Origin of the sequence: Salmonella sp. SAL00672, from assembly GCF_046552175.1 — a bacterium.
Taxonomy (GTDB): domain Bacteria; phylum Pseudomonadota; class Gammaproteobacteria; order Enterobacterales; family Enterobacteriaceae; genus Salmonella; species Salmonella enterica.
In genome coordinates, this window is sequence record NZ_JBGDUQ010000001.1 from 822,086 (window position 1) to 848,948 (window position 26,863).

At 53.1% G+C, this 26,863-nt stretch carries 31 protein-coding genes; 21 read left to right on the forward strand and 10 right to left on the reverse strand.

Annotated features, from left to right (window positions below; translation table 11 throughout):
• Positions 1-113 precede the first annotated feature (113 nt).
• From tcyN to ACLJTG_RS04315, 8 genes are all read right to left on the reverse strand, one after another.
• Entirely contained in the window at positions 114-866 is a 753-nt protein-coding gene (tcyN, locus tag ACLJTG_RS04280) for an L-cystine ABC transporter ATP-binding protein TcyN (RefSeq protein WP_001273033.1), read from the reverse strand.
• Positions 863-1,531, reverse strand: a complete 669-nt coding sequence (tcyL, locus tag ACLJTG_RS04285; RefSeq protein ID WP_001158234.1) for a cystine ABC transporter permease — start codon at positions 1,529-1,531, stop codon at positions 863-865. Before tcyL ends, tcyN begins: the two co-directional genes overlap by 4 nt.
• Positions 1,532-1,551: 20 nt before the next feature.
• Complete coding sequence (gene dcyD, locus ACLJTG_RS04290; protein ID WP_001128188.1) at positions 1,552-2,538, reverse strand: D-cysteine desulfhydrase; 987 nt, start codon at positions 2,536-2,538, stop codon at positions 1,552-1,554.
• A 153-nt stretch (positions 2,539-2,691) separates the two neighbouring features.
• Entirely contained in the window at positions 2,692-3,492 is an 801-nt protein-coding gene (gene tcyJ / locus ACLJTG_RS04295; RefSeq protein ID WP_000761628.1) for a cystine ABC transporter substrate-binding protein, read from the reverse strand.
• Positions 3,493-3,638: 146 nt separating this feature from the next.
• The gene (gene fliZ / locus ACLJTG_RS04300) at positions 3,639-4,190 is read right to left on the reverse strand and encodes a flagella biosynthesis regulatory protein FliZ (RefSeq protein WP_000218080.1); all 552 of its coding nucleotides are present in this window, start codon (positions 4,188-4,190) and stop codon (positions 3,639-3,641) included.
• Between the two features lie 58 nt (positions 4,191-4,248).
• Positions 4,249-4,968 carry an RNA polymerase sigma factor FliA gene (locus ACLJTG_RS04305; protein ID WP_001087453.1) on the reverse strand — a complete coding sequence of 240 codons (720 nt, stop codon included), beginning with the start codon at positions 4,966-4,968 and terminating at the stop codon, positions 4,249-4,251.
• A 196-nt stretch (positions 4,969-5,164) separates the two neighbouring features.
• On the reverse strand, positions 5,165-6,370 hold the full coding sequence (gene fliB / locus ACLJTG_RS04310; protein WP_079951064.1) for a flagellin lysine-N-methylase: 1,206 nt from the start codon (positions 6,368-6,370) through the stop codon (positions 5,165-5,167).
• Between the two features lie 78 nt (positions 6,371-6,448).
• Positions 6,449-7,957: a FliC/FljB family flagellin gene (locus ACLJTG_RS04315; protein ID WP_000079798.1), complete on the reverse strand. Its 1,509-nt coding sequence runs from the start codon at positions 7,955-7,957 to the stop codon at positions 6,449-6,451.
• A 256-nt stretch (positions 7,958-8,213) separates the two neighbouring features.
• Here ACLJTG_RS04315 and fliD point away from each other — a divergent pair, with 256 nt between their 5' ends.
• From fliD to amyA, 4 genes are all read left to right on the forward strand, one after another.
• Complete coding sequence (gene fliD, locus ACLJTG_RS04320; RefSeq protein ID WP_000146806.1) at positions 8,214-9,617, forward strand: flagellar filament capping protein FliD; 1,404 nt, start codon at positions 8,214-8,216, stop codon at positions 9,615-9,617.
• Between the two features lie 14 nt (positions 9,618-9,631).
• Entirely contained in the window at positions 9,632-10,039 is a 408-nt protein-coding gene (gene fliS, locus ACLJTG_RS04325) for a flagellar export chaperone FliS (protein ID WP_000287764.1), read from the forward strand.
• Positions 10,039-10,407: a flagella biosynthesis regulatory protein FliT gene (fliT, locus tag ACLJTG_RS04330; protein ID WP_000204899.1), complete on the forward strand. Its 369-nt coding sequence runs from the start codon at positions 10,039-10,041 to the stop codon at positions 10,405-10,407. Before fliS ends, fliT begins: the two co-directional genes overlap by 1 nt.
• A 71-nt stretch (positions 10,408-10,478) precedes the next feature.
• Positions 10,479-11,963 (forward strand): alpha-amylase, encoded by a 1,485-nt coding sequence (gene amyA / locus ACLJTG_RS04335; protein WP_080102185.1) that lies wholly within the window; start codon positions 10,479-10,481, stop codon positions 11,961-11,963.
• A gap of 39 nt (positions 11,964-12,002) precedes the next feature.
• On the opposite strand, the gene yedD is transcribed toward amyA, so the two are convergent.
• Positions 12,003-12,416 carry a lipoprotein YedD gene (gene yedD, locus ACLJTG_RS04340; protein ID WP_000754694.1) on the reverse strand — a complete coding sequence of 138 codons (414 nt, stop codon included), beginning with the start codon at positions 12,414-12,416 and terminating at the stop codon, positions 12,003-12,005.
• A 185-nt stretch (positions 12,417-12,601) separates the two neighbouring features.
• On the opposite strand from yedD, the gene yedE reads away from it, so the two are divergent.
• From yedE to ACLJTG_RS04355, 3 genes are all read left to right on the forward strand, one after another.
• Positions 12,602-13,807, forward strand: a complete 1,206-nt coding sequence (gene yedE, locus ACLJTG_RS04345) for a selenium metabolism membrane protein YedE/FdhT (protein WP_001672650.1) — start codon at positions 12,602-12,604, stop codon at positions 13,805-13,807.
• A complete protein-coding gene (gene yedF / locus ACLJTG_RS04350) occupies positions 13,804-14,037 on the forward strand; it encodes a sulfurtransferase-like selenium metabolism protein YedF (RefSeq protein WP_000790504.1) in 234 nt (77 codons plus the stop codon). The genes yedE and yedF overlap by 4 nt, the downstream gene beginning before the upstream one ends.
• Before the next feature lie 265 nt (positions 14,038-14,302).
• Positions 14,303-14,689: a hypothetical protein gene (locus tag ACLJTG_RS04355; protein ID WP_000639596.1), complete on the forward strand. Its 387-nt coding sequence runs from the start codon at positions 14,303-14,305 to the stop codon at positions 14,687-14,689.
• A 120-nt stretch (positions 14,690-14,809) separates the two neighbouring features.
• On the opposite strand, the gene fliE is transcribed toward ACLJTG_RS04355, so the two are convergent.
• Positions 14,810-15,124: a flagellar hook-basal body complex protein FliE gene (gene fliE / locus ACLJTG_RS04360; protein WP_000719037.1), complete on the reverse strand. Its 315-nt coding sequence runs from the start codon at positions 15,122-15,124 to the stop codon at positions 14,810-14,812.
• A 216-nt stretch (positions 15,125-15,340) separates the two neighbouring features.
• Here fliE and fliF point away from each other — a divergent pair, with 216 nt between their 5' ends.
• The 14 genes from fliF (at position 15,341) to rcsA (ending at position 26,858) form a co-directional block, all read left to right on the forward strand.
• Positions 15,341-17,023 carry a flagellar basal-body MS-ring/collar protein FliF gene (gene fliF / locus ACLJTG_RS04365; RefSeq protein ID WP_001276833.1) on the forward strand — a complete coding sequence of 561 codons (1,683 nt, stop codon included), beginning with the start codon at positions 15,341-15,343 and terminating at the stop codon, positions 17,021-17,023.
• Complete coding sequence (fliG, locus tag ACLJTG_RS04370; protein WP_000067735.1) at positions 17,016-18,011, forward strand: flagellar motor switch protein FliG; 996 nt, start codon at positions 17,016-17,018, stop codon at positions 18,009-18,011. The genes fliF and fliG overlap by 8 nt, the downstream gene beginning before the upstream one ends.
• On the forward strand, positions 18,004-18,711 hold the full coding sequence (fliH, locus tag ACLJTG_RS04375) for a flagellar assembly protein FliH (RefSeq protein WP_000064161.1): 708 nt from the start codon (positions 18,004-18,006) through the stop codon (positions 18,709-18,711). Before fliG ends, fliH begins: the two co-directional genes overlap by 8 nt.
• A complete protein-coding gene (gene fliI, locus ACLJTG_RS04380) occupies positions 18,711-20,081 on the forward strand; it encodes a flagellar protein export ATPase FliI (protein WP_000213257.1) in 1,371 nt (456 codons plus the stop codon). The genes fliH and fliI overlap by 1 nt, the downstream gene beginning before the upstream one ends.
• 21 nt (positions 20,082-20,102) lie before the next feature.
• Entirely contained in the window at positions 20,103-20,546 is a 444-nt protein-coding gene (gene fliJ, locus ACLJTG_RS04385; RefSeq protein ID WP_000046981.1) for a flagellar export protein FliJ, read from the forward strand.
• Positions 20,543-21,766, forward strand: a complete 1,224-nt coding sequence (gene fliK / locus ACLJTG_RS04390; RefSeq protein ID WP_079951283.1) for a flagellar hook length control protein FliK — start codon at positions 20,543-20,545, stop codon at positions 21,764-21,766. The genes fliJ and fliK overlap by 4 nt, the downstream gene beginning before the upstream one ends.
• Positions 21,767-21,870: 104 nt before the next feature.
• Positions 21,871-22,338 (forward strand): flagellar basal body-associated protein FliL, encoded by a 468-nt coding sequence (fliL, locus tag ACLJTG_RS04395; protein ID WP_000132169.1) that lies wholly within the window; start codon positions 21,871-21,873, stop codon positions 22,336-22,338.
• Between the two features lie 4 nt (positions 22,339-22,342).
• Positions 22,343-23,347, forward strand: coding sequence for a flagellar motor switch protein FliM (gene fliM / locus ACLJTG_RS04400; protein WP_000502811.1), 1,005 nt, complete (start codon positions 22,343-22,345; stop codon positions 23,345-23,347).
• Positions 23,344-23,757, forward strand: coding sequence for a flagellar motor switch protein FliN (gene fliN / locus ACLJTG_RS04405; protein WP_001282111.1), 414 nt, complete (start codon positions 23,344-23,346; stop codon positions 23,755-23,757). Before fliM ends, fliN begins: the two co-directional genes overlap by 4 nt.
• Positions 23,757-24,134, forward strand: a complete 378-nt coding sequence (gene fliO, locus ACLJTG_RS04410; protein ID WP_000978276.1) for a flagellar biosynthetic protein FliO — start codon at positions 23,757-23,759, stop codon at positions 24,132-24,134. Before fliN ends, fliO begins: the two co-directional genes overlap by 1 nt.
• Positions 24,134-24,871, forward strand: coding sequence for a flagellar type III secretion system pore protein FliP (fliP, locus tag ACLJTG_RS04415; protein ID WP_001253411.1), 738 nt, complete (start codon positions 24,134-24,136; stop codon positions 24,869-24,871). Before fliO ends, fliP begins: the two co-directional genes overlap by 1 nt.
• A gap of 9 nt (positions 24,872-24,880) precedes the next feature.
• On the forward strand, positions 24,881-25,150 hold the full coding sequence (fliQ, locus tag ACLJTG_RS04420; RefSeq protein ID WP_000187355.1) for a flagellar biosynthesis protein FliQ: 270 nt from the start codon (positions 24,881-24,883) through the stop codon (positions 25,148-25,150).
• 8 nt (positions 25,151-25,158) lie between these two features.
• A complete protein-coding gene (gene fliR / locus ACLJTG_RS04425; protein ID WP_000616953.1) occupies positions 25,159-25,953 on the forward strand; it encodes a flagellar biosynthetic protein FliR in 795 nt (264 codons plus the stop codon).
• Positions 25,954-26,234: 281 nt separating this feature from the next.
• A complete protein-coding gene (rcsA, locus tag ACLJTG_RS04430) occupies positions 26,235-26,858 on the forward strand; it encodes a transcriptional regulator RcsA (RefSeq protein ID WP_000103971.1) in 624 nt (207 codons plus the stop codon).
• Positions 26,859-26,863: the final 5 nt, after the last annotated feature.

The window sequence follows — 26,863 nt, forward strand, 5'->3', positions numbered from 1 at the left end:
CAGTTTTTTGGCTTCCGCCAGAGAGCGAGGTTAATAATCTGGCAGAATGACTTCATAATTATTCATTGCGCTCGCCCGAGGCGCGGCTAATTCGGGCGAGCGTTGAAAAGGCATTATTTCACTAAAAATTTCTCAAGGAACTGGCGGGTACGCGGATGCTGAGGATCGGCGAACAAGGTTTTCGCCGGCCCCTGCTCGACGATTTGCCCCTGATCCATAAATATTGCCCGATCAGCCACGTCACGCGCAAAGCCCATTTCGTGAGTAACGATCACCATCGTGCGCTTTTCCTGCGCCAGCTGGCGAATCGTATTAAGCACCTCGCCGACTAATTCAGGATCAAGCGCCGACGTCGGCTCATCAAACAGAATCACTTCCGGGCGCATCGCCAGCGCGCGCGCAATCGCCACGCGCTGCTGTTGCCCGCCCGACAGGCGGCGCGGATAACGGGTCTCTTTACCGGCCAACCCGACTTTGGCTAACAGTTCCCGCGCCAGCGCCGTCGCCTCGGCTTTCGGCTCTCCCTTTACAATCACCGGACCTTCAATGATATTTTCCAGCACGGTACGATGCGGGAACAGGTTAAAACTCTGAAAGACAAAGCCGACATGCTGACGTAGCTGGCGAATCAACCCTTTTTGCTGGCTGAATGGGCGGGCGGTATCGATGATAATATCGCCCACTTTAATGGTGCCCGCTTCCGGTTGTTCCAGCAGGTTAATGCAGCGTAATAACGTTGTCTTCCCTGAGCCGCTCGGGCCGATAATGGCGACGACTTCTCCGGGCTTTACCTCAAGGTCGATACCGTGCAGCACCGTTTGACCATGAAATTTTTTGACCAGGTTGGTGACTTCGATAGCACTCATTTTGGCTCTCTCTCCTGGCGGTTAAGCTGGTTTTCGAAATAGTTTTGCAGTGCCGATAAGACGGTCGCCATTACCCAGTAGATTAACGACGCGGCCAGATACATGGTAAACACCTCCAGCGTTCGCGAGGTAATTAACTGCGCCTGGCGGAACAACTCCGGCACCTGAATCGTCGCGGCGAGCGACGTATCTTTCACCAGGCTGATAAAGCTGTTGCTCAACGGCGGAAGCGCGACGCGAGCCGCCTGCGGCAAAATAGCGCGACGTAGCGTTTGCCACGGCGTCATGCCAATGCTCGCCGCCGCTTCCCATTGTCCCTTGTCGATAGCCGAGATCGCCGCGCGCAGCGTCTCGGACGTGTAAGCCGCGGTATTGAGCGATAAACCAATCATCGCCGCCGGGATAGGGTCCAGCTCAATCCCAAATTGCGGCAGGCCGTAATAGATCATAAATAACTGGGCGATAAGCGGCGTACCGCGAAAAATCGAGATATAAAAGCGCGCCAGCCAGCGAACCAGCCATAGCGGAGACATCCGCATCAGCGCCAGCACAAATCCCAGCAGCAGACCAAAAAACATACCGCCAATACTCAGTTGCAGGGTAAAGACGGCGCCTTTAAGCAAATACGGCAGCGATTCAATAACCAGTTGGATACTTTCTTGCATTCGCGTTGATTACCTGGAGGTTATACATGAGGATGGTAGGCAAACAGCGCAGGCGCCCCACCGGTGTGAATAAAGAGAATCGGCCCGTCATCGTTAAAGCGTTTCTGGCTGATGCCGTCTATCAGACCCGCCATCGCTTTGCCGGTATATACCGGATCCAGCAACACCCCCTCCAGGCTCGCCAGCAGTTTCACCGCCTCCATCCCCGCGTCATTTGGCACGCCGTAACCCGGGGCAAAATAGTCATCCCATAAATGAATATCCGCCGTCGCCGTCAGCGCCAGCTGACCGGCAATAGCCTGCTGCAAGGCAATCACTTTGGGTTTCTGCTCGGCGACAGAACGTGAAACGGTCACGCCAATCAGTTCGACGTCAGGCATCAGATGTTCCAGCCCGACAGCTAACCCGGCGTGCGTTCCGGCGCTGCCGGAGGCCACCACCACCGAAGAGAGCCCGACAACTTCTTCACACTGCTGGGCGATTTCCAGGGCGCTCTCTACGTATCCCATTGCCCCCAGCGCGCTGGAGCCGCCGACCGGAATCACATAGGGCCTGAACCCTTGCGCTTCAATGCGCGTCGCCAGCGTTTGCAGCTGCGCATCCGGATCGGTTAGCGCATCGCACATCTCAATTTGCGTATTAAATAAATCCAGTAACAGGCGATTACCATTCGTCAGGTAATTTTCCGCGGTGGTACCGATTGGATTTTCCAGCAAAGCGACGCAATGCAGCCCCAATTTGGCCGCGACCGCCGCCGTCTGACGGACATGGTTCGACTGAATCGCCCCTGCGGTTATCAGCGTATCCGCCCCTTCTCGCAGCGCGTCGGCCACCAGAAACTCCAGCTTACGCAGTTTATTGCCGCCCATTGCAATGGGCGTAACGTCATCGCGCTTAATGTAAATCTCACGGCCAAGATAATCAGACAATCGCGGCAGGTATTCGAGCGGGGTCGGCGCGCCAATAAGCTCCAGGCGAGGAAAGCGCGTTAAGTGATGTAGTGGCATTGAGCCTCCGGTAACGTTGTGGTGTGTTCTTTTTATTATGCACGTTGATCTAACGGAAATAAAAAAGGCGCCGATTCACGCGCCTCCGTTTGCTGACATAGTATGAGGTTGATATTGCCCGGCGGCGCACTGCCTGCCGGGCAACGTAGAACATTATTGGGTCACGTCAGCGCCAAACCATTTTTCAGAGAGGGCTTTTAAGGTGCCATCTTTTTGCATTTCCGCAATGGCGTTATCTACCGCCTTCAGCAAGTCTTCGTTGCCTTTACGTAACGCAACGCCGGACTCCTGACGCGAAAACGCATCACCGGTGACGGCCAGCGTACCTTTGGTTTTTTTCACCAGATCCAGCGCCGCCAGACGATCGACTAAAATCGCGTCAATACGGCCTACGCGCAGATCCTGGTATTTTGTAGGATCATCGTCATAGGTACGGATATCCACGCCCTGCACATGTTGACGTAGCCACTCTTCATAGTTAGTCCCCAGCCCAACGCCGACTTTTTTGCCCTGCAGATCGGCAGCCGTTTTGATCGTGCCTTCATTGCCTTTTTTCACCAGCGCCTGAACGCCGGAGACAGTATAAGGCGTAGAGAAATCATATTTTTTCTTGCGGACGTCTGAAATCGTGACCTGGTTTATCACCACATCAATGCGTTTAGAGTCCAGCGACGCCAGCATTCCGTCCCATTTGGTCGGCTTCAACGACGCTTTAACGCCCAGATGTTTTGCCAACGCCTCGGCGAAATCGACTTCAAAACCGGTTAATTTGCCGTCGTCGCCCTGAAAGCTAAACGGCGGATAGGTACCTTCCAGCCCTACCAGCAGCGTGCCGCGTTCTTTAACTTTGTTCAGCAAACCCTCATCGGCAAAGCTCTTCGCGCTCATTCCCGCCACCAGCGCTACAGCCATTACTCCCATCAGTGCCTGACGTCCCAGCAGTGCTAATTTCATAGTAACCCCGAATATTGCCGTTAATGACCATAGACTGTGTCCCGCCATGGCGCATCGTCACGTCTCGCGAACCTTTGGGGGACTCAGCCTAATGTAGAAGGTTTGCCACGTTTCACCAACACGACTCTGCTACATCTTATGCTTTTTTAATATATATCAGAACTGGCGGTAAAGGGGGATTTCTGTCTAGGCGCAATCTGCTGATGCGCTTTATATTGCTGGTATTTACGTAGTGCGATACGGTAATTATTGGTGCTGGTTTCCGGCAACCATGGCGCCAGGCTTTCATCGAGAAAACCGTCCTGCAGCAGATCGTGGGAAATGTTTTGCTCGCTGAGGTAATTGCCAAGACGTCGTAAACGCACGACATATTCCCGCACCGTGCCATGGCTCATCTCGGTTTGTTCAAACAAATACTGTTTGAAACCGATAATATCGAAAAAATCACTCTGCTTTTTGCAGTGCAAATCGCCGCAAAAGCGACACAGCGCCACCCACTCCTTCTGCTCCCGCTGCCAGGCAGCGTCGTCAAGTAGCATATCCAGTTGTGAAATAGCGATTTTATTAACGATCTTGCCACGGCGAACCAGCGTAATGCGGTCGAGCAGTTTGTGACAATGCGCGCAATGCGTCTGGCTGTGTTTAAAGTCTTTAAGATAGCGGCTCAGGGGCCGCCTTTTAGGTTGCTGCACCGTCATGAGAACTCCTGGTAGTCTATACGTTGTGCGGCACTTTTCGGGTGCGACCATGCGCGACCTATAACTTACCCAGTTTGGTGCGTAATCGTTTGATGGCCTGACTATGCAACTGGCTGACCCGCGATTCGCCAACTTCCAGTACCGCGCCAATCTCTTTGAGATTGAGCTCTTCCTGGTAATACAGCGTTAACACCAGTTGCTCGCGTTCCGGCAGCGATTCAATCGCATCCATTACCCGCTGTCGCAGGTCGCCCTCCAGCAGTTGATGTAACGGGTTTTCCTGTTGATGTTCTTCAGTCACCAGTTCGATGCTATCGCCATGCTCTTCCCGCCACTCATCGTAAGAGAAAAGTTGGCTGTTGTTGGTATCGAGCAACATCTGACGATACTCCGCAACAGGGATGCCAAGACGTTCCGCCACTTCGGTTTCCGTCGCATTACGCCCCAGTTCCTGCTCCAGTTGTCCCATCGCCTGCGCCACTTCGCGGGCATTACGCCGGACGCTACGCGGCACCCAATCGCGGCTGCGTAATTCATCCAGCATCGCCCCACGAATACGCTGCACTGCGTAAGTGGTAAATGCCGTTCCTTGCAAAGCGTCATATCGGTCGACCGCATTTAATAACCCGATGCCGCCCGCTTGTAGCAGATCGTCCAGTTCCACGCTCGCCGGCAATCGCACCTGCAGGCGCAATGCTTCGTGACGCACCAGCGGTACATAACGCTGCCACAGCGAGTGTTTATCCATTACACCTTCAGCGGTATACAGTGAATTCACGATAAACAGCCCTGCGTTAAATGAGTTATCGGCATGATTATCCGTTTCTACAGAGGGTTCTATCGAAGGAATAAGGCTATAAAAGAAGGGTTATTTCACTTATGTAACCTGTAGCACCTTTTTAGCGGCTCAAAGAGCAGAATAAAATCAGCCAGATAGGATAAACGGGATGCGCAAGCGCCCACCCCGAATAAAACTATGTCAGAAGATGAATCATCGACAGATCGTCGCCAGTACGCACCGTTTCTATATGGCGATGAAAATTCGCCGCCACCTCGCTGTTATGCTGGCTGCGGGAGTGAAAGCTATACACAATATTAGTAACGTCATCCCACTCAAGCCGCCCGCGCTCATGCACGCTGGCTGCCGTTAATAGCTTAATAAAGGCATATTCCGCCACGATAATATACAGCGCGCGTAACGGGTCGACATTCGGCTGGTTGGGGAAATTATTTTCCCAAATTTTATAGAGAATTAAATTTCTGAAAGCCCAGTTCTTCTGCTGCTCATCCGCCTGTAAACAGCGCGCTAATGAGGACTCAATATCGCTAACCTTCTGCTCCATTGAAACACCCTCTTCCGCCGTCAGCACCCGCAGAAGGCACTGGATATAGTGATCGAGGATAACACTGCCACGATTAAGCGGGAGCGAGCGGAAATAGTTCTGCATCTGCAATACCAGCGAGGTTTTTACCTTGCTGTCCGGCGCGATATTCATCAACTCCTGCGCCAACACGCCGGTCTGCAACTGTTCAAGTAACGCGGCATACACCTGTTCCAGTTCGCCCAGCGCGGCATCATCAATTTTGGCAAATTTCTGTGCATACATGACGAATTTAATCAACGCATAGAGCGCGGCTTCCGTACTGCTGTTGGCATGGTTGATCAGACTCAGGCAAAACAGATTGAGTAACTTTTGCTGCGCTGGGAATAACGGCGCAGTATTGAATGTCTGCTGAATGATTGTTTTTTCGCTGAGTGCCATTGCGTCAGGATCGTTTAAAATGCGGGACGTCACCTCCGGGCAGGCAAGACTCAGAGAGTTACGCACCTCATTTTTATAGGTATGATGCGCCCGCGGGAAAGAGGAACAGGTATGACTTAATGCCTTTGCGCCTAACGTTTTTTGCACCCGGCACAGACGGTCCTCATCCAGATAAGGGCAATTCCCCAGCGCCGAAGGCAGCTTAATTTCCCCCCAGTGGCTGTTGTTCTTTTTCAGCAGGATAATATGGTCTTGCGCGATGGTACGAATCGCCGTGTCTTTACTGGCGAGATACTTTTTGACCGTCGTCTTATCCAGCGTGATTTTCCAGCCCTTACAACAGTGATCGCGGCAGGCCGAGCCAGAACAGGAAAAGTGGGTGACAAAGGCAGGTTCAGTGACGGTGATTTCTTTCATTACACAGGCTCCGGAATTAAAAAAGGCAGCTTTCGCTGCCTTGATTGTGTACCACGTGTCGGTGAATCAATCGCCGGATTAACGCAGTAAAGAGAGGACGTTTTGCGGAACCTGGTTAGCCTGCGCCAGAACGGAGGTACCGGCCTGCTGCAGGATCTGCGCGCGAGACATGTTGGAGACTTCGGTCGCATAGTCGGAATCTTCGATACGGCTACGCGCTTCAGACAAGTTGTTTACGGTGTTGCCCAGGTTGGTGATAGCGGAGTTGAAACGGTTCTGTACCGCACCCAGGTCAGAACGCAACGCATCAACCTGCGCCAGCGCGGCATCAATTTTAGCCAGCGGGTTTTCGGTGGTTTTAGCGGCTGCTTCAGCCAGCTCTGGCTGCGCTTTGAAATCGTGACCAGCGGCTTTACTAGCATTGTAGGTTTTACCGTCGATAGTAACAACTTCGGTTTTACCGTCTACGCCACCAAGTTGGTTAGCCGCAGTTTTTGTGGCTCCCGTGGAATCAGTATAAGTGGTTACATTAGCTGTGATTTTACCTGTACCTTCGTCATAGGTTGCAGCATAGTACTTGCCACCGGCTTCAAGCGCATAACCACCGTCAATAGATTTTCCATTTTTATCGGTATAAGACATTTTTACTAATTTAGCTGCGGTAGCGTCCGCATTTGAAACGCCACCATCTTCTAGCGCTTTTTTAACATCAGTACTGACTGCAACAGGAGCATTAACCTGTACTTTGGTTACTGTTGTATCCCCAGTTACTGTGGCTTTAGTTGGTGCTGCATTGAAAGTTACCGCACCTGTCGCACTATCAACATTCACTTCATATTTACCATTCTTACTGGTATCGGCAGCATTCGTATACCCTGCAACAGTGGCGTAATACTTACCATCTTTAAACGAAAGCGTAGCAGACAAGGAATCGCCTGTTGCCGCGGGATTTCCCAACGCGGCTTTGATAGCAGTAGCATCAGGCGCTGTAAGATTTTTAGTACCGTCAGTAAATGATTTCGGATCCATTGCAGCAGTTGCTGATACATCATACGCTTTCTGCACATTCAGCGTATCCAGACCCAGGGTCTGAGAGTTGATCTGCTTCAGATCTATATCGATGGTTTCACCGTCGTTGGCACCAACCTGGATGGTCAGGGTGTTGTCCTGCGCCAGGACTTTCACGCCGTTGAACTGAGTCTGGCCGGATACACGGTCGATTTCGTTCAGGCGCTGGGTGATTTCAGCCTGGATGGAGTCGAGGTCAGACTGGGAGTTGGTGCTGTTAGCAGACTGAACCGCCAGTTCACGCACACGCTGCAGGTTGTTGTTGATTTCGTTCAGCGCGCCTTCAGTGGTCTGCGCAATGGAGATACCGTCGTTAGCGTTACGGGAAGCCTGAGTCAGACCTTTGATGTTCGCGGTGAAACGGTTAGCAATCGCCTGACCTGCCGCATCGTCTTTCGCGCTGTTGATACGCAGACCAGAAGACAGACGCTCGATAGCGGTGCCCAGAGCGGACTGGGATTTGTTCAGGTTATTCTGGGTCAACAGCGACAGGCTGTTTGTATTAATGACTTGTGCCATGATCTTTTCCTTATCAATTACAACTTGATGTTATTGGGCTGTTGCCCACGGTTTCTCACCGTAACCCTTGTATCGGCACCTGAATTTCGAACTTTAGAAAATTTTTCACTTCCCCCGATCTTTTTCTTAGGCGGCGAAATAGCCGCTTTATGCATCATTATTCCGCGCATTATTTTTGCAAAATTATCATTAAACTTTGCCTCCAGATTGCCGATAACGCGCTTAACTACTGTTTGCAATCAAAAAGGAAGAAGGCATGGCTTCAATTTCATCATTAGGTGTGGGATCAAACTTACCGTTAGACCAGTTGTTGACAGACCTGACAAAGAACGAAAAAGGACGCTTAACGCCAATTACCAAACAGCAGAGCGCGAATTCGGCAAAGCTAACCGCCTATGGCACATTGAAAAGCGCATTAGAAAAATTCCAGACGGCAAATACCGCGTTAAATAAAGCGGATTTATTTAAGTCTACCGTGGCGTCCAGCACGACAGAGGACCTCAAAGTCAGTACTACCGCAGGCGCTGCCGCAGGGACTTATAAGATTAGCGTAACCCAGCTTGCCGCCGCGCAGTCGCTGGCGACAAAAACCACCTTCGCAACCACCAAAGAGCAGTTGGGCGATACGTCGGTCACGTCCCGGACAATTAAAATTGAACAGCCGGGACGTAAAGAGCCGCTGGAAATTAAGCTGGATAAAGGCGACACCTCCATGGAGGCGATCCGTGACGCCATCAATGACGCCGACAGCGGTATCGCCGCCAGCATCGTTAAGGTCAAAGAGAACGAATTCCAGTTGGTGCTTACCGCCAATAGCGGTACCGACAATACGATGAAGATCACGGTGGAAGGCGATACAAAACTTAACGATTTACTCGCTTATGACAGCACCACCAATACCGGCAATATGCAAGAGCTGGTGAAAGCAGAAAACGCGAAGCTGAACGTAAACGGCATCGACATTGAGCGTCAGAGCAATACCGTAACCGACGCCCCTCAGGGAATTACGCTCACCCTGACGAAGAAAGTGACCGACGCGACCGTGACGGTAACAAAAGATGATACCAAGGCGAAAGAGGCGATTAAATCCTGGGTGGATGCCTATAATTCGCTGGTGGATACCTTTAGTTCGTTAACCAAATATACCGCCGTTGAGCCGGGCGAAGAAGCCAGCGATAAAAACGGCGCGCTGTTAGGCGATAGTGTGGTTCGTACTATCCAGACCGGGATTCGGGCACAATTTGCCAATAGCGGCAGTAATTCTGCGTTCAAAACAATGGCGGAAATTGGCATCACTCAGGATGGGACTTCCGGCAAACTGAAGATTGATGATGATAAGCTGACCAAAGTACTGAAAGATAACACAGCCGCAGCGCGTGAGCTGCTGGTGGGCGATGGTAAAGAAACGGGGATCACCACCAAAATTGCCACCGAAGTGAAAAGTTATCTGGCGGATGACGGCATTATTGATAATGCGCAGGACAACGTTAACGCCACGCTGAAAAGCCTGACGAAACAGTACCTGTCCGTTAGCAACAGCATCGATGAAACCGTTGCCCGTTACAAGGCCCAGTTTACCCAACTGGATACCATGATGAGTAAGCTGAATAACACCAGTAGTTATTTGACCCAGCAATTTACAGCTATGAACAAGTCCTGATAACAGAGGTCACCATGTACACCGCGAGCGGTATCAAAGCTTATGCGCAAGTCAGCGTGGAAAGCGCCGTGATGAGCGCCAGCCCGCATCAGTTGATTGAAATGTTGTTTGATGGCGCGAATAGCGCTCTGGTGCGCGCTCGCCTGTTTTTAGAACAAGGCGATGTTGTCGCGAAAGGTGAAGCGTTAAGCAAAGCCATCAATATTATCGATAACGGGCTGAAAGCCGGTCTCGATCAGGAAAAAGGCGGTGAGATTGCGACGAATCTTTCCGAGCTATACGACTATATGATTCGCCGTTTACTGCAGGCTAATTTGCGTAACGACGCTCAGGCCATCGAAGAAGTGGAAGGGTTACTCAGCAATATTGCAGAAGCCTGGAAACAGATTTCACCGAAAGCATCTTTCCAGGAGTCTCGTTAATGACCTCAACCGTGGAGTTTATCAACCGTTGGCAGCGTATTGCGCTGCTCAGTCAATCGCTGCTTGAACTTGCGCAGCGAGGTGAATGGGATCTCTTATTGCAACAAGAGGTCTCCTATCTGCAAAGTATTGAAACGGTGATGGAAAAGCAAACTCCACCGGGCATTACGCGAAGTATTCAGGATATGGTCGCCGGATACATCAAACAAACGCTGGATAATGAGCAGCTCCTGAAAGGGCTGCTGCAACAGCGACTGGATGAACTGAGTAGTTTGATCGGACAATCCACCCGCCAAAAATCACTCAACAACGCTTATGGGCGTCTTTCCGGTATGTTACTCGTGCCAGATGCGCCTGGCGCCTCATAATATTTTCCCGTCTCGTATGAAAATTCTTCCATACTCCAGAGGTCGGCTAAACGACTTCTGGAGCACGGAAGATGAAAAACCCCACGTTATTGCAGTACTTCCACTGGTATTATCCCGACGGCGGTAAACTCTGGTCTGAGCTGGCGGAACGTGCTGATGGGCTGAATGATATCGGTATCAATATGGTCTGGCTACCGCCCGCCTGTAAAGGCGCCTCCGGCGGCTATTCCGTAGGCTATGATACCTACGACTTGTTTGACCTCGGCGAATTTGACCAAAAAGGAACTATCGCGACAAAGTACGGCGATAAACGCCAGTTACTGGCGGCGATAGACGCGCTCAAAAAAAATAATATTGCGGTGCTGCTCGACGTCGTCGTGAACCACAAAATGGGCGCAGACGAAAAAGAACGTATTCGCGTTCAGCGCGTGAATCAGGATGACCGCACGCAAATCGATGACAACATCATTGAATGCGAAGGCTGGACGCGCTACACCTTCCCTGCCCGCGCGGGCCAGTATTCCAACTTTATTTGGGACTATCACTGTTTCAGCGGCATTGATCACATCGAGAATCCCGACGAAGACGGCATTTTTAAGATCGTCAATGACTATACCGGCGATGGCTGGAACGATCAGGTTGATGATGAGATGGGTAATTTCGACTATCTGATGGGGGAAAATATCGATTTTCGCAATCACGCGGTTACGGAAGAGATTAAATATTGGGCTCGCTGGGTCATGGAACAAACCCACTGTGACGGCTTTCGCCTGGACGCGGTAAAACATATACCCGCCTGGTTTTATAAAGAATGGATTGAGCATGTACAGGCGGTTGCACCAAAACCGCTGTTTATTGTCGCAGAATACTGGTCGCATGAAGTGGATAAACTGCAAACGTACATCGAACAGGTCGACGGGAAAACCATGCTGTTCGACGCGCCGTTGCAGATGAAATTTCACGAGGCCTCGCGCCAGGACGCGGAGTATGACATGCGCCACATATTCACCGGCACTCTGGTAGAAACCGACCCTTTTCATGCGGTGACGCTGGTCGCTAACCACGATACACAACCGTTACAGGCGCTGGAAGCGCCGGTAGAACCCTGGTTCAAACCATTGGCCTATGCGCTGATCCTGCTTCGTGAAAACGGCGTACCGTCAGTGTTTTATCCCGATTTATACGGCGCCAGCTATGAAGATAGCGGCGAAAATGGCGAGACCTGTCGGGTCGACATGCCGGTGATTAACCAACTGGATCGGCTGATCCTCGCTCGTCAGCGTTTTGCGCACGGTATACAAACACTCTTTTTCGATCATCCTAACTGTATCGCCTTTAGTCGCAGCGGTACTGAAGAGAATCCAGGCTGTGTGGTTGTACTTTCCAATGGCGACGACGGTGAAAAAACCCTCCTGCTCGGCGACAATTACGCTAACAAGACCTGGCGTGATTTTCTGGGAAACCGCAGTGAGCATGTTGTAACTAATGATCAAGGCGAAGCGACGTTCTTCTGCAACGCAGGCAGCGTCAGCGTGTGGGTCATTGAGGACGTATGATGAGCGTTCCCGGCGGCAGAGCGCTGCCGGGAAGCGAAATTACGGCAGCGGCGTCGGCAGCGGCGTTTTTTCTAACGCGGCGGCGCACTCCGGCGTCGGACGAGCGACCCGTTGCAGCGTCATGCCATCATATTCCAGGGTATTCCCGTCGCGCTCAATCTCATAGAGCTCACGCTTAACCGTAACATTGGTTAAGTCATCGGAGAGCATGGTCAGCTTGCCCGGCAGAGCAATAACGCGCTGCCACTGGCGGCAGTCCAGCGTATCGCCTTCTTTAGTCACCACCAGGCTGGCGATAGCTTCAGGGCTCACCAGCTTACGTTGCGGGCCTTTTGACTGCCAGTACCCTTCCAGACCGGCCGGCGCGGGCGTTTTCACCACATCATTATAGTTTTCCACCTCGGCGCATCCGGCCAGAACCAGCAATGCGCCAACGATCGCTACTTTTTTCATCATTCATCCTGCATCAGAAGAAAGAGGAATTGTGGCATTAAAGCCCTGACGCCGCCAGCCTTTCCAGGCGCTGGCCGCAATTTGATCCAGTCGGTATTACCGCTTATTAGGTGTAGGCAAATTCTGTGATCGGTGTAGTATGCGCACTTCTTGTTTCACACCTTCTGAGTTCAGAGGCTAAACACATGTCATGGCAACACTTCAAGCAAACCTGGTTAATTAAATTCTGGGCGCCGGCCCCTGCGGTGATCGCAGCCGGTATTCTCTCTACCTACTATTTTGGCATCACCGGCACGTTTTGGGCCGTGACGGGCGAATTTACCCGCTGGGGCGGGCAAATTTTGCAGCTTTTTGGCGTTCATGCCGAACAGTGGGGCTACTACAAGCTGATTCATCTGGAAGGTACGCCGCTGACGCGCATCGACGGCATGATGATCCTCGGCATGTTCGGCGGCTGTTTCGCCGCGGCGCTGTGGGCCAACAACGTAAAACTGCGTATGCCGCGCAGCCGAATCCGTATCGTACAGGCGGTGGTCGGAGGCATGATCGCTGGCTTCGGCGCGCGTCTGGCGATGGGGTGTAACCTGGCCGCCTTTTTTACCGGAATCCCGCAGTTCTCCCTACACGCGTGGTTCTTTGCGCTGGCGACCGCTATCGGCTCCTGGTTCGGCGCCCGCTTTACGTTGCTGCCGATGTTTCGCATACCGGTGAAAATGCAAAAGGTCTCCGCGGCTTCGCCACTAACGCAGAAACCGGATCAGGCAAGACGGCGTTTCAGGCTCGGTATGCTGGTCTTTATCGGCATGATTGGCTGGGCGTTATTAACGGCAATGCATCAGCCGAAACTGGGGCTGGCGATGCTGTTCGGCGTCGGGTTTGGGCTGCTGATCGAGCGCGCGCAAATATGCTTTACCTCGGCCTTTCGCGATCTGTGGATCTCCGGACGCGCCCATATGGCGAAAGCGATTATTTTCGGCATGGCGGTCAGCGCCATTGGTATTTTCAGCTACGTGCAGTTGGGCGTTGCACCTAAAATTATGTGGGCTGGCCCGAATGCGGTCATTGGCGGACTGCTGTTCGGTTTTGGCATCGTGCTGGCGGGCGGCTGCGAAACCGGCTGGATGTACCGCGCCGTAGAAGGCCAGGTGCATTACTGGTGGGTGGGCCTCGGCAATGTCATCGGTTCGACCATCCTGGCTTACTACTGGGATGATTTCGCGCCTGCGCTGGCGACCAGTTGGGATAAAGTTAACCTGCTGAATACCTTTGGTCCGCTGGGCGGTCTGCTGGTCACCTACCTGTTATTATTTGCCGCGCTGATGTTAATTATCGGCTGGGAAAAACGTTTTTTCCGCCGTGCGGGGCTGACGCCTGCTAAGGAATCTGTATGAAAAATATCGTCCCTGATTACCGTCTGGATATGGTTGGCGAACCTTGCCCGTACCCGGCGGTCGCCACTCTGGAAGCGATGCCGCAGCTAAAAAAAGGGGAGATCCTGGAAGTGGTGAGCGACTGTCCGCAATCCATTAATAATATTCCACTGGATGCGCGCAATCACGGTTATACGGTGCTGGATATCCAACAGGATGGCCCGACAATTCGTTATCTGATTCAAAAATAAGCGCATACTCCCGCTGTACGTTACGGCGGGAGACCTTTTTACGGCATAACCGGCAAAAATCTACAACGCATAAAAGAAATCAGACAAGGTCGTCTTGTGCGCCGTGGCATAAATCTATTATATAACGTATACCGTTTTAATTTTGTCTGAGCCGATGAAAAATCCAGGGTTATTTTAAGCAAAACATAAAATAATTATTATTTTCCCTCTACGTCATAAAAGACTATCAGGTATTTATATTTTTACTCACTGACATTATCAGGTGATCATTTATTTATGCACAGCAGAAGCCAAAAAAATGATAAAAATTATTTTCATCTCCATTATTGGAGTCGTCTGTCTTGCCGCTGCCCGTTACTCACCCGTCACAGTGGTCAATGCACATCCGAGCGCCATTGCCCGCTGTCTCGCTGATAATCTGTCCCCGTATGGGTATATACTGGATCTCCATGAAACAGATATTCCAGGCATTAATAAAGAATTTACCGTGTATTATCGCAACGGCGCATATATTGCAGGAACATTCTGGATTGCAAACTCAATGACAATCGCGTCAGAACGAATAGTAGGAATGAATGGCGTCAGTAAACAGGCGTACCCTATTTTTAATAAGTCCCTGCAACAATGTGCAACCCGCTTATCAATAAAATGAGCGCGCCTCGCAAAAAACAAGCCCACATAATCACGCACTGGTTGCATGGGCGTCGCGTCCCCCGCCGCTGACTTAGGTAAGCGCCCGGGAGTTCGCTGCGGATGTGTTGTCAACCCTGGCTTAAACCTGCATGGACATGACTTCCTGGTACGCGGCGACCAGCTTATTGCGCACCTGAATCCCCATTTGCATGGAAACGGACGCTTTTTGCATATCAGCCATCACGTCATTAAGCGCAATGCCCGGCTCACCCAGAGTGAATTTTTCCGCCTGAACGCGCGCCGCCGTCTGTCTGTCGCTAATACGATCCAGCGCAGCATGTAGCTGGCCGGCAAAACTCACCGTCGACTGCGAGTGCGTGTCTTGCCCGCGCGCGGCCATCGCCGTCGCCTGTAACTGGCTAATAACCCCTTCAATCCCCTGTATTGCTGCCATGCTATTCCCCTGGATGATTTTTTACGCAGCAGAGATTACCAGTTTGTCAATAAGATAAAGGCGTTAAATAACGATAAAAAACCTCGGTTTTTAGCGCATAGAAAAATTCGAAACCACAAATAATGAGACCGTCAATTTTTCGAGTTTGCTGACCCGGGAGTGAGTCTTGTTCCACTTTGCAAAAAACGCCGTCCACGATCAGTCACGAGGTGCGAGATGAGTGCGACTGCATCGACTGCAACCCAACCTAAACCTCTCGAGTGGCTTAATCGCCTACGCGCGAATCCCCGAATTCCGTTAATTGTGGCGGGTTCCGCCGCCGTGGCGATCGTCGTTGCGATGGTGCTGTGGGCCAAAACGCCCGATTACCGCACGCTATTTAGCAACCTTTCCGATCAGGACGGCGGCGCGATCGTCGCGCAGTTGACCCAGATGAATATCCCCTATCGCTTTGCCAATGGCAGCGGCGCGATTGAAGTGCCCGCCGACAAAGTGCATGAACTGCGTCTGCGTCTGGCGCAGCAGGGGCTGCCTAAAGGCGGCGCGGTAGGCTTTGAACTGCTTGATCAGGAAAAATTCGGTATCAGCCAGTTCAGCGAGCAGGTGAATTATCAGCGCGCGCTGGAAGGTGAACTGGCCCGGACGATCGAGACGCTGGGTCCGGTAAAAAGCGCCCGCGTTCACCTGGCGATGCCAAAGCCGTCGCTATTTGTGCGGGAACAAAAATCCCCTTCCGCCTCCGTCACCGTCACACTGGAACCGGGACGGGCGCTGGATGAAGGACAAATTAGCGCCGTGGTACATCTGGTTTCCAGCGCTGTCGCCGGTTTGCCGCCAGGAAACGTCACTCTGGTCGATCAATCCGGTCATCTGCTCACGCAATCCAATACCAGCGGTCGCGACCTTAATGACGCGCAATTAAAATTTGCTAATGATGTGGAAAGCCGCATCCAACGCCGTATCGAAGCCATTCTGTCGCCTATCGTCGGGAACGGTAATGTTCACGCTCAGGTAACCGCCCAGTTGGATTTTGCCAATAAAGAGCAGACGGAAGAGCACTACAGCCCGAACGGCGATGCGTCGAAGGCCACCCTGCGTTCACGTCAGTTGAATATTAGCGAACAGGTAGGCGCGGGCTATCCCGGCGGCGTGCCTGGCGCGCTGTCGAACCAACCAGCGCCGCCTAACGAGGCGCCGATCGCTACGCCGCCGACCAATCAACAAAACGCGCAGAATACGCCACAAACCAGCACCAGTACCAACAGTAACAGTGCTGGCCCGCGCAGTACACAGCGTAATGAAACCAGTAACTACGAAGTGGACCGCACCATTCGTCACACCAAAATGAACGTGGGCGATATTGAGCGTCTCTCCGTGGCCGTCGTGGTGAATTACAAAACGCTGGCGGATGGCAAACCGCTGCCATTGACCGCCGATCAGATGAAACAGATCGAGGATCTAACCCGTGAGGCGATGGGTTTTTCTGATAAACGCGGCGATACGCTAAACGTGGTGAATTCACCGTTTAGCGCAGTGGATGACACCGGCGGCGAACTGCCCTTCTGGCAACAGCAGTCCTTTATCGATCAGTTGCTCGCGGCAGGTCGCTGGTTACTGGTGCTGGTGGTGGCCTGGATTCTGTGGCGCAAAGCGGTACGTCCGCAGTTGACGCGCCGCGTTGAAGAAGCGAAAGCGGCGCAGGAACAGGCGCAGGTTCGCCAGGAAACCGAAGAAGCCGTGGAAGTACGCCTTAGCAAAGACGAGCAGCTCCAGCAACGCCGGGCTAACCAGCGTCTGGGCGCTGAGGTGATGAGCCAGCGTATTCGCGAAATGTCAGACAACGATCCGCGCGTGGTGGCGCTGGTCATTCGCCAGTGGATGAGTAACGATCATGAGTAATCTTAGCGGTACCGATAAAAGCGTCATTTTGTTGATGACCATTGGCGAAGACCGGGCGGCAGAGGTGTTTAAACACCTCTCAACCCGCGAAGTACAGGCGTTAAGTACGGCGATGGCTAACGTGCGTCAGATCTCCAACAAACAACTGACGGACGTACTATCAGAGTTTGAGCAAGAAGCGGAGCAGTTCGCCGCGCTGAATATCAACGCCAACGAATACCTGCGCTCCGTACTGGTTAAAGCGCTGGGCGAAGAACGCGCCTCCAGCCTGCTGGAAGATATTCTGGAAACGCGCGATACCACCAGCGGTATCGAAACGCTCAACTTTATGGAACCGCAGAGCGCCGCCGACCTGATTCGCGACGAACACCCGCAGATTATCGCCACCATTCTGGTCCACCTTAAACGCAGTCAGGCCGCCGATATTCTGGCGCTGTTTGACGAACGACTGCGTCATGATGTGATGCTGCGTATCGCGACATTTGGCGGCGTACAGCCGGCGGCGCTGGCGGAATTGACCGAAGTGCTGAATGGCCTGCTCGACGGTCAGAACCTGAAACGCAGTAAAATGGGCGGCGTAAGAACCGCGGCGGAAATTATCAACCTGATGAAAACGCAGCAGGAAGAAGCGGTTATTACCGCTGTGCGCGAATTCGACGGCGAACTGGCGCAGAAAATCATCGACGAGATGTTCCTGTTCGAAAATCTGGTGGATGTGGACGATCGCAGTATCCAGCGTCTGTTGCAGGAAGTGGATTCCGAATCGCTGCTGATCGCTCTGAAAGGCGCCGAACCGCCATTACGCGAGAAGTTCCTGCGCAATATGTCCCAGCGCGCCGCCGATATCCTGCGCGACGACCTTGCCAACCGTGGCCCGGTTCGTCTGTCTCAGGTGGAAAACGAGCAGAAAGCGATTCTGCTTATTGTGCGTCGTCTGGCGGAAACCGGCGAAATGGTGATTGGCAGCGGCGAGGATACCTATGTCTAATGAATTGCCGTGGCAAGTCTGGACCCCCGACGATCTCGCCCCGCCGCCGGAGACGTTTGTGCCGGTTGAGGCTGATAACGTGACCTTGACAGACGATACGCCGGAGCCCGAACTCACTACCGAACAGCAGCTGGAGCAGGAGCTGGCGCAGCTAAAAATACAGGCCCATGAACAAGGTTATAACGCCGGGCTGGCGGAGGGACGGCAAAAAGGACACGCGCAGGGATACCAGGAAGGGTTAGCGCAGGGGCTGGAGCAAGGACAAGCCCAGGCGCAGACGCAGCAGGCGCCGATTCATGCCCGTATGCAGCAGTTAGTGAGCGAGTTTCAGAACACACTTGACGCGCTCGATAGCGTTATCGCCTCACGGCTGATGCAAATGGCCCTGGAGGCTGCGCGTCAGGTCATCGGCCAAACGCCGGCGGTGGACAACTCAGCGCTGATTAAACAGATCCAACAACTGTTGCAGCAAGAGCCGCTCTTTAGCGGCAAGCCGCAGTTGCGCGTGCATCCGGACGACTTACAGCGGGTGGAAGAGATGCTGGGCGCCACGCTCAGTCTTCACGGATGGCGGTTACGCGGCGATCCAACGTTGCATCACGGCGGGTGTAAAGTCTCTGCCGATGAGGGCGATCTGGACGCCAGCGTCGCTACTCGCTGGCAAGAGTTGTGTCGCCTGGCGGCGCCGGGAGTGCTCTGATGACCACGCGTTTGACCCGCTGGCTTACCGCGCTCGACAACTTTGAAGCAAAAATGGCGTTATTGCCGGCGGTGCGTCGTTATGGACGTTTAACCCGCGCCACTGGCCTGGTACTGGAGGCCACCGGTCTCCAGCTTCCGCTGGGCGCCACCTGCATTATTGAGCGCCAGGACGGCCCTGAAACCAAAGAGGTGGAATCGGAAGTCGTCGGTTTTAACGGCCAGCGTCTGTTTTTAATGCCGCTGGAAGAGGTTGAAGGCATTCTGCCCGGTGCCCGCGTTTACGCCCGTAACGGGCATGGCGACGGTCTGCAAAGCGGCAAACAGTTACCGCTCGGCCCGGCCCTGCTTGGTCGGGTGCTGGATGGCGGCGGTAAACCGCTCGACGGACTGCCTGCGCCGGATACGCTGGAAACCGGCGCGTTAATCACGCCGCCGTTTAACCCGCTACAGCGAACGCCAATCGAACATGTGTTGGATACCGGCGTACGCGCTATCAACGCGTTGTTAACCGTAGGGCGCGGTCAGCGTATGGGACTCTTTGCCGGTTCCGGCGTCGGTAAATCGGTTCTGCTTGGCATGATGGCGCGCTACACACGGGCGGACGTGATTGTCGTGGGACTTATCGGCGAACGTGGCCGCGAAGTTAAAGATTTTATCGAAAATATTCTCGGCCCCGACGGTCGCGCGCGTTCGGTGGTGATTGCCGCCCCGGCGGATGTTTCGCCGCTGCTGCGAATGCAGGGCGCCGCCTATGCCACCCGCATCGCCGAAGACTTTCGCGATCGCGGACAGCATGTGTTGCTGATTATGGATTCGCTGACGCGCTATGCGATGGCGCAGCGTGAAATTGCGCTGGCAATCGGCGAACCGCCAGCCACCAAAGGTTATCCGCCCTCGGTGTTCGCAAAGCTGCCGGCGCTGGTCGAGCGTGCCGGTAATGGCATCCATGGCGGCGGCTCTATCACCGCGTTTTATACCGTGTTGACCGAGGGGGACGACCAACAAGATCCCATTGCCGACTCGGCACGCGCAATCCTCGACGGGCACATTGTCTTGTCCCGCCGTCTGGCGGAGGCCGGGCACTATCCGGCCATTGATATCGAGGCGTCAATCAGCCGGGCGATGACCGCGCTCATTACCGAGCAGCACTATGCGCGGGTACGGCTATTTAAACAGTTGCTTTCCAGTTTCCAGCGTAACCGCGATCTGGTCAGCGTCGGCGCCTATGCCAAAGGTAGCGATCCGATGCTCGATAAAGCCATTACCTTATGGCCGCAACTGGAAGCGTTTTTACAGCAAGGCATTTTTGAACGGGCCGACTGGGAGGACTCTCTGCAGGCGCTCGATTTAATTTTCCCGACGGTGTGATAAAGCAGGAGGGCGACGATCATGGCACAACATGGCGCTCTGGAAACACTCAAAGATCTGGCCGAAAAAGAGGTAGATGACGCGGCGCGTTTACTGGGCGAAATGCGTCGCGGCTGCCAACAGGCGGAAGAACAGCTCAAAATGCTGATCGATTATCAGAATGAGTATCGCAGTAATTTGAACACCGATATGGGCAACGGCATCGCCAGTAATCGCTGGATCAACTATCAGCAGTTTATTCAGACACTGGAAAAGGCGATAGAGCAGCATCGCCTCCAGCTTACGCAGTGGACGCAAAAAGTCGACCTGGCGCTGAAGAGCTGGCGTGAGAAAAAGCAGCGACTTCAGGCCTGGCAAACCTTACAGGACCGACAAACCGCGGCAGCGCTGTTAGCTGAAAACCGCATGGATCAGAAAAAGATGGATGAATTTGCTCAGCGTGCAGCAATGAGGAAACCCGAATGATCACCCTGCCCCAACTGATCACCACCGATACCGACATGACCGCGGGTCTGACGTCAGGAAAAACCACCGGTTCAGCCGAGGACTTTCTGGCGCTCCTGGCGGGCGCGTTAGGCGCAGACGGCGCACAGGGCAAAGACGCCCGCATCACGCTGGCCGATTTACAGGCGGCAGGCGGCAAATTATCGAAAGGGTTACTGACCCAACATGGCGAGCCGGGCCAGGCGGTGAAGCTTGCCGACCTGCTGGCGCAAAAAGCGAATGCGACGGATGAAACGCTTACCGATCTGACACAAGCGCAGCATCTACTGTCTACGCTAACGCCATCGTTGAAAACCAGCGCTCTGGCCGCACTGAGTAAGACGGCGCAGCATGATGAGAAAACGCCCGCGCTGAGCGATGAGGATCTTGCCAGTCTGAGCGCCTTATTCGCCATGCTGCCCGGACAACCTGTCGCGACGCCTGTCGCCGGAGAGACGCCGGCTGAAAATCACATCGCCTTGCCGTCACTGTTGCGCGGCGACATGCCATCGGCGCCGCAGGAAGAGACACATACGCTCTCTTTTAGCGAGCATGAAAAAGGGAAAACCGAGGCGTCGCTTGCGCGCGCCAGCGACGATCGCGCCACGGGTCCAGCACTGACGCCGCTGGTGGTCGCTGCCGCCGCGACCAGCGCGAAAGTGGAGGTGGATAGCCCGCCAGCGCCAGTAACGCATGGCGCGGCAATGCCGACGCTCAGCAGCGCCACGGCGCAACCGCAACCGCTACCTGTCGCCTCAGCCCCGGTACTCAGCGCGCCGTTAGGCAGCCATGAATGGCAGCAAACGTTCAGTCAGCAGGTCATGTTATTTACGCGTCAGGGACAGCAAAGCGCGCAGCTTCGATTGCATCCGGAAGAGTTAGGTCAGGTGCATATTTCGCTCAAGCTGGATGACAATCAGGCGCAGCTCCAGATGGTATCGCCGCACAGCCATGTCCGCGCCGCGCTGGAAGCCGCTCTACCCATGTTGCGCACCCAGTTGGCGGAAAGCGGCATTCAGTTGGGACAAAGCAGTATCAGTAGCGAAAGCTTTACCGGACAGCAGCAGTCTTCATCGCAACAACAGTCTGCCCGCGCCCAACACCCGGACGCGTTTGGCGCTGAAGATGACATAGCGTTAGCGGCGCCGGCCTCGCTTCAGGCCGCCGCGCGCGGCAATGGCGCAGTGGATATCTTCGCCTAACGCCAGAGGTAGCATGATTATCCGCGTCTTTTCCACGCTTTGTCGTGGACAGGACACGGGATAATCAGCCAATAAGCAGTACCGAAACAGGAAGCCCGTATCAGATGACTGACTCCGCGATTAACAAAAAGAGCAAACGCTCGATTTGGATACCTTTGCTGGTGTTGATTACCCTCGCCGCCTGCGCGACCGCCGGTTATAGCTACTGGCGTATGCAGCAGCAACCGACCACGAACGCTAAAGCGGAACCGGCTCCGCCGCCCGCGCCGGTATTTTTTGCGCTGGATACGTTTACCGTCAATCTGGGCGATGCGGATCGCGTGTTGTATATCGGCGTGACCCTGCGTCTGAAAGACGAAGCGACGCGCGCGCGATTAAATGAATATCTGCCGGAAGTGCGCAGCCGTCTGCTGTTGTTATTTTCCCGTCAGAATGCCGCCGAGCTCTCAACAGAAGCTGGCAAACAAAAACTGATTGCCGCCATTAAAGAGACTCTGGCCGCGCCGCTCGTTGCCGGACAACCAAAACAGGTCGTCACTGACGTGCTTTATACAGCTTTTATTCTGCGGTAACGATATGGGCGATAGTATTCTTTCTCAGGCTGAAATCGACGCGCTGTTGAACGGCGACAGCGACACCAAAGACGAACCCACTCCCGGTATCGCAAGCGATAGCGATATTCGCCCTTACGATCCCAATACCCAGCGTCGCGTCGTGCGCGAACGCTTGCAGGCGCTGGAGATTATTAACGAGCGTTTCGCACGCCAGTTCCGGATGGGATTATTTAACCTGCTGCGCCGCAGCCCGGATATTACCGTGGGCGCCATACGTATTCAGCCGTATCACGAATTTGCGCGTAACCTGCCGGTACCGACCAACCTGAACCTGATCCACCTGAAGCCGCTACGCGGCACCGGGCTGGTGGTGTTCTCGCCGAGTCTGGTGTTTATTGCCGTCGATAACCTGTTCGGCGGCGACGGTCGTTTTCCGACCAAAGTCGAGGGCCGCGAGTTTACCCATACGGAACAGCGTGTCATCAACCGTATGCTGAAACTGGCGCTGGAAGGCTATAGCGACGCATGGAAAGCCATTAATCCGCTGGAAGTGGAGTATGTGCGTTCCGAAATGCAGGTGAAATTTACCAATATCACCACCTCGCCGAACGATATCGTCGTCAATACGCCGTTTCATGTGGAGATCGGCAATCTGACCGGTGAATTTAACATCTGTCTGCCATTTAGCATGATCGAGCCGCTGCGTGAGCTGCTGGTGAATCCGCCGCTGGAAAACTCGCGCCATGAAGATCAGAACTGGCGTGATAACCTGGTTCGTCAGGTTCAGCACTCTGAACTGGAGCTGGTGGCCAATTTTGCCGATATTCCGTTACGTCTTTCCCAGATTTTGAAGCTGAAACCCGGCGATGTACTGCCGATTGAAAAACCCGACCGCATTATTGCTCATGTGGACGGCGTTCCGGTACTCACCAGCCAATATGGCACCGTAAACGGACAGTATGCGCTACGCGTAGAACATTTGATCAACCCAATTTTGAATTCGCTGAATGAGGAACAGCCCAAATGAGTGACATGAATAATCCGTCCGATGAGAATACTGGCGCATTGGATGATCTGTGGGCTGACGCGTTAAACGAGCAAAAAGCGACCACCAATAAAAGCGCCGCCGACGCGGTTTTCCAACAGCTTGGCGGCGGCGATGTCAGCGGTGCTATGCAGGATATCGATCTGATTATGGATATCCCGGTTAAACTGACCGTAGAGCTGGGCCGCACGCGAATGACCATTAAAGAACTGCTGCGTCTGACGCAGGGGTCGGTCGTCGCGCTGGACGGGCTGGCGGGCGAGCCGCTGGATATCCTGATTAATGGCTACCTGATTGCCCAGGGTGAAGTGGTCGTTGTGGCGGATAAATACGGCGTACGTATCACCGATATTATTACGCCATCCGAGCGTATGCGTCGTTTGAGTCGTTAATGATGAAGACAGAGGCCACGGTTTCTCAGCCCACCGCGCCAGCCGGATCGCCGCTCATGCAGGTGAGCGGCGCATTAATTGGCATTATTGCGCTCATTCTGGCGGCGGCCTGGGTGATTAAGCGTATGGGATTCGCACCAAAAGGAAATAGCGTCCGGGGACTCAAGGTGTCAGCCAGCGCCTCGCTTGGCCCACGCGAACGCGTGGTGATTGTCGAGGTCGAAAATGCGCGCCTGGTACTGGGCGTGACCGCCTCGCAGATCAACCTGCTGCACACCCTGCCGCCCGCGGAGAATGACACGGAAGCACCCGTTGCCCCACCGGCGGATTTCCAGAACATGATGAAGAGCTTACTCAAGCGTTCCGGGAGATCCTGATGCGCCGTTTGTTATTCCTTTCTCTGGCGGGTCTGTGGCTTTTTAGTCCCGCCGCCGCTGCGCAACTGCCGGGGCTTATCAGCCAACCATTAGCGGGCGGAGGCCAAAGCTGGTCATTATCCGTCCAGACGCTGGTTTTCATCACCTCGCTGACGTTTCTGCCGGCGATTTTACTGATGATGACGAGCTTCACGCGTATCATCATTGTTTTTGGCCTGTTGCGTAACGCGCTGGGCACGCCCTCGGCACCGCCAAATCAGGTGTTACTCGGACTGGCGTTGTTTTTGACCTTTTTTATTATGTCGCCCGTCATTGACAAGATTTACGTGGATGCTTACCAGCCGTTTAGCGAGCAGAAAATTTCTATGCAGGAAGCGCTGGATAAAGGCGCGCAACCGTTACGCGCGTTCATGCTGCGCCAAACCCGCGAAGCCGATCTGGCGCTGTTTGCCCGTCTGGCCAATAGCGGTCCGTTACAGGGACCGGAAGCAGTACCGATGCGTATCCTCCTGCCCGCTTATGTCACCAGCGAATTAAAGACGGCGTTTCAGATCGGTTTTACGATTTTCATCCCTTTTTTGATTATCGACCTGGTGATCGCCAGCGTACTGATGGCGTTAGGGATGATGATGGTGCCGCCAGCGACAATCGCCCTGCCGTTTAAGCTGATGCTGTTTGTGCTGGTCGATGGTTGGCAATTGCTTGTGGGGTCGCTGGCCCAAAGCTTTTACAGTTAGAGGCGCAAAATGACTCCTGAATCCGTCATGATGATGGGCACCGAGGCGATGAAAGTCGCTCTCGCCCTGGCTGCGCCGCTGTTACTCGTCGCGCTGATTACCGGCCTCATTATCAGCATCTTGCAGGCCGCGACTCAGATTAATGAAATGACGCTGTCGTTTATCCCTAAAATCGTCGCGGTATTCATCGCAATTATCGTTGCCGGCCCGTGGATGCTCAACCTGCTGCTGGACTACGTACGCACTCTGTTCAGCAATTTACCTTATATCATCGGATAAACAGAACGATGATACAGGTTACAAGCGAGCAATGGCTATACTGGCTGCATCTCTATTTCTGGCCTTTGCTGCGCGTACTGGCGCTGATTTCAACGGCGCCCATTCTCAGCGAGCGCGCTATTCCCAAGCGGGTAAAGCTGGGGTTGGGAATAATGATTACCCTCGTTATCGCGCCGTCGCTACCGGCAAACGATACGCCGCTTTTTTCTATTGCCGCCTTATGGCTGGCGATGCAACAAATTCTGATCGGTATTGCGCTGGGATTTACCATGCAATTCGCCTTTGCGGCGGTGCGTACCGCAGGTGAGTTTATCGGTCTGCAAATGGGGCTTTCCTTTGCCACCTTCGTCGACCCGGGCAGCCACCTGAATATGCCGGTTCTGGCGCGTATTATGGATATGCTCGCCATGCTACTATTTCTCACCTTTAATGGCCATTTATGGCTTATTTCGCTGTTGGTCGATACCTTCCACACTCTGCCCATCGGTAGTAACCCGGTGAACAGTAATGCATTTATGGCGCTCGCCAGGGCCGGAGGGCTCATTTTCTTAAACGGACTGATGCTGGCATTGCCGGTCATTACCCTCCTGCTTACGCTCAACCTGGCGCTGGGGCTATTAAACCGCATGGCGCCGCAGCTCTCGATATTTGTTATCGGTTTCCCGCTTACCCTCACCGTCGGCATTATGCTGATGGCCGCGCTAATGCCATTAATTGCGCCATTTTGCGAACATTTATTCAGCGAAATTTTCAATTTGCTTGCTGATATTGTTAGCGAGATGCCGATAAATAATAACCCATAATTTTTATCCTGTTTTACTAAGGTTTATCCGAAAATAAATTTTAAAAAACATTCACCAGGATATATCCGCTGCCCCTTATTTGTTTTTACTTCACTCACATAACGCAACATTCACTTTACTTTAAGATGATTCCTGGCAAATTATATGTAACTTTACGGGATAGTAAGTTCGCCTGAAAAACCGCGTAAGCGTTGTCTAAGGTGACTATTCGTGTTCCGTCTGATTATGGTGAGTTATTCAGGTAAGGGGAATTATCGTTACGCATTGAGTGAGGGTATGCCATGTCAACGATTATTATGGATTTATGCAGTTACACCCGGCTAGGGTTAAGCGGGTATCTGGTCAGCAGAGGGGTGAAAAAAAGGGAAATCAACGACATCGAAACCGTTGACGAACTCGCTATCGCTTGTGGCGCGCATCAGCCTTCGGTGGTGTTTATTAATGAGGACTGTTTCATTCATACGCCTTCAGACAGTCAACAAATAAAGCAAATCATTAATCAACATCCTGACACGTTATTTATTGTTTTTATGGCAATTGCTAATGTGCATTTTGATGAATATTTATTAGTAAGAAAAAACTTATTGATTAGCTCTAAATCGATTAAACCTGACTCGCTGGATACCATTCTTGGCGATATTCTGAAAAAAGAGTCGGGTATTTCAGGAACCATAAATTTACCAACATTATCGTTAAGTCGAACTGAATCCAGCATGTTGCGAATGTGGATGGAAGGTCAGGGAACCATTCAGATTTCTGACAGAATGAATATTAAAGCAAAAACAGTATCCTCCCATAAGGGGAATATTAAACGAAAGATAAAAACGCATAATAAACAAGTGATCTATCACGTAGTGCGGTTGACAGATAACGTCACTAACGGCATTTTTGTTAACATGCGCTGAGACAT

What these genes read in the sequence shown, in the direction of transcription:
- tcyN (WP_001273033.1), bottom strand. Translation starts at nt 866, where the DNA reads ATGAGTGCTATCGAAGTCACCAACCTGGTCAAAAAATTTCATGGTCAA.
- tcyL (WP_001158234.1), bottom strand. Translation starts at nt 1,531, where the DNA reads ATGCAAGAAAGTATCCAACTGGTTATTGAATCGCTGCCGTATTTGCTT.
- dcyD (WP_001128188.1), bottom strand. Translation starts at nt 2,538, where the DNA reads ATGCCACTACATCACTTAACGCGCTTTCCTCGCCTGGAGCTTATTGGC.
- tcyJ (WP_000761628.1), bottom strand. Translation starts at nt 3,492, where the DNA reads ATGAAATTAGCACTGCTGGGACGTCAGGCACTGATGGGAGTAATGGCT.
- fliZ (WP_000218080.1), bottom strand. Translation starts at nt 4,190, where the DNA reads ATGACGGTGCAGCAACCTAAAAGGCGGCCCCTGAGCCGCTATCTTAAA.
- fliB (WP_079951064.1), bottom strand. Translation starts at nt 6,370, where the DNA reads ATGAAAGAAATCACCGTCACTGAACCTGCCTTTGTCACCCACTTTTCC.
- ACLJTG_RS04315 (WP_000079798.1), bottom strand. Translation starts at nt 7,957, where the DNA reads ATGGCACAAGTCATTAATACAAACAGCCTGTCGCTGTTGACCCAGAAT.
- fliD (WP_000146806.1), top strand. Translation starts at nt 8,214, where the DNA reads ATGGCTTCAATTTCATCATTAGGTGTGGGATCAAACTTACCGTTAGAC.
- fliS (WP_000287764.1), top strand. Translation starts at nt 9,632, where the DNA reads ATGTACACCGCGAGCGGTATCAAAGCTTATGCGCAAGTCAGCGTGGAA.
- fliT (WP_000204899.1), top strand. Translation starts at nt 10,039, where the DNA reads ATGACCTCAACCGTGGAGTTTATCAACCGTTGGCAGCGTATTGCGCTG.
- amyA (WP_080102185.1), top strand. Translation starts at nt 10,479, where the DNA reads ATGAAAAACCCCACGTTATTGCAGTACTTCCACTGGTATTATCCCGAC.
- yedD (WP_000754694.1), bottom strand. Translation starts at nt 12,416, where the DNA reads ATGAAAAAAGTAGCGATCGTTGGCGCATTGCTGGTTCTGGCCGGATGC.
- yedE (WP_001672650.1), top strand. Translation starts at nt 12,602, where the DNA reads ATGTCATGGCAACACTTCAAGCAAACCTGGTTAATTAAATTCTGGGCG.
- yedF (WP_000790504.1), top strand. Translation starts at nt 13,804, where the DNA reads ATGAAAAATATCGTCCCTGATTACCGTCTGGATATGGTTGGCGAACCT.
- fliE (WP_000719037.1), bottom strand. Translation starts at nt 15,124, where the DNA reads ATGGCAGCAATACAGGGGATTGAAGGGGTTATTAGCCAGTTACAGGCG.
- fliF (WP_001276833.1), top strand. Translation starts at nt 15,341, where the DNA reads ATGAGTGCGACTGCATCGACTGCAACCCAACCTAAACCTCTCGAGTGG.
- fliG (WP_000067735.1), top strand. Translation starts at nt 17,016, where the DNA reads ATGAGTAATCTTAGCGGTACCGATAAAAGCGTCATTTTGTTGATGACC.
- fliH (WP_000064161.1), top strand. Translation starts at nt 18,004, where the DNA reads ATGTCTAATGAATTGCCGTGGCAAGTCTGGACCCCCGACGATCTCGCC.
- fliI (WP_000213257.1), top strand. Translation starts at nt 18,711, where the DNA reads ATGACCACGCGTTTGACCCGCTGGCTTACCGCGCTCGACAACTTTGAA.
- fliJ (WP_000046981.1), top strand. Translation starts at nt 20,103, where the DNA reads ATGGCACAACATGGCGCTCTGGAAACACTCAAAGATCTGGCCGAAAAA.
- fliK (WP_079951283.1), top strand. Translation starts at nt 20,543, where the DNA reads ATGATCACCCTGCCCCAACTGATCACCACCGATACCGACATGACCGCG.
- fliL (WP_000132169.1), top strand. Translation starts at nt 21,871, where the DNA reads ATGACTGACTCCGCGATTAACAAAAAGAGCAAACGCTCGATTTGGATA.
- fliM (WP_000502811.1), top strand. Translation starts at nt 22,343, where the DNA reads ATGGGCGATAGTATTCTTTCTCAGGCTGAAATCGACGCGCTGTTGAAC.
- fliN (WP_001282111.1), top strand. Translation starts at nt 23,344, where the DNA reads ATGAGTGACATGAATAATCCGTCCGATGAGAATACTGGCGCATTGGAT.
- fliO (WP_000978276.1), top strand. Translation starts at nt 23,757, where the DNA reads ATGATGAAGACAGAGGCCACGGTTTCTCAGCCCACCGCGCCAGCCGGA.
- fliP (WP_001253411.1), top strand. Translation starts at nt 24,134, where the DNA reads ATGCGCCGTTTGTTATTCCTTTCTCTGGCGGGTCTGTGGCTTTTTAGT.
- fliQ (WP_000187355.1), top strand. Translation starts at nt 24,881, where the DNA reads ATGACTCCTGAATCCGTCATGATGATGGGCACCGAGGCGATGAAAGTC.
- fliR (WP_000616953.1), top strand. Translation starts at nt 25,159, where the DNA reads ATGATACAGGTTACAAGCGAGCAATGGCTATACTGGCTGCATCTCTAT.
- rcsA (WP_000103971.1), top strand. Translation starts at nt 26,235, where the DNA reads ATGTCAACGATTATTATGGATTTATGCAGTTACACCCGGCTAGGGTTA.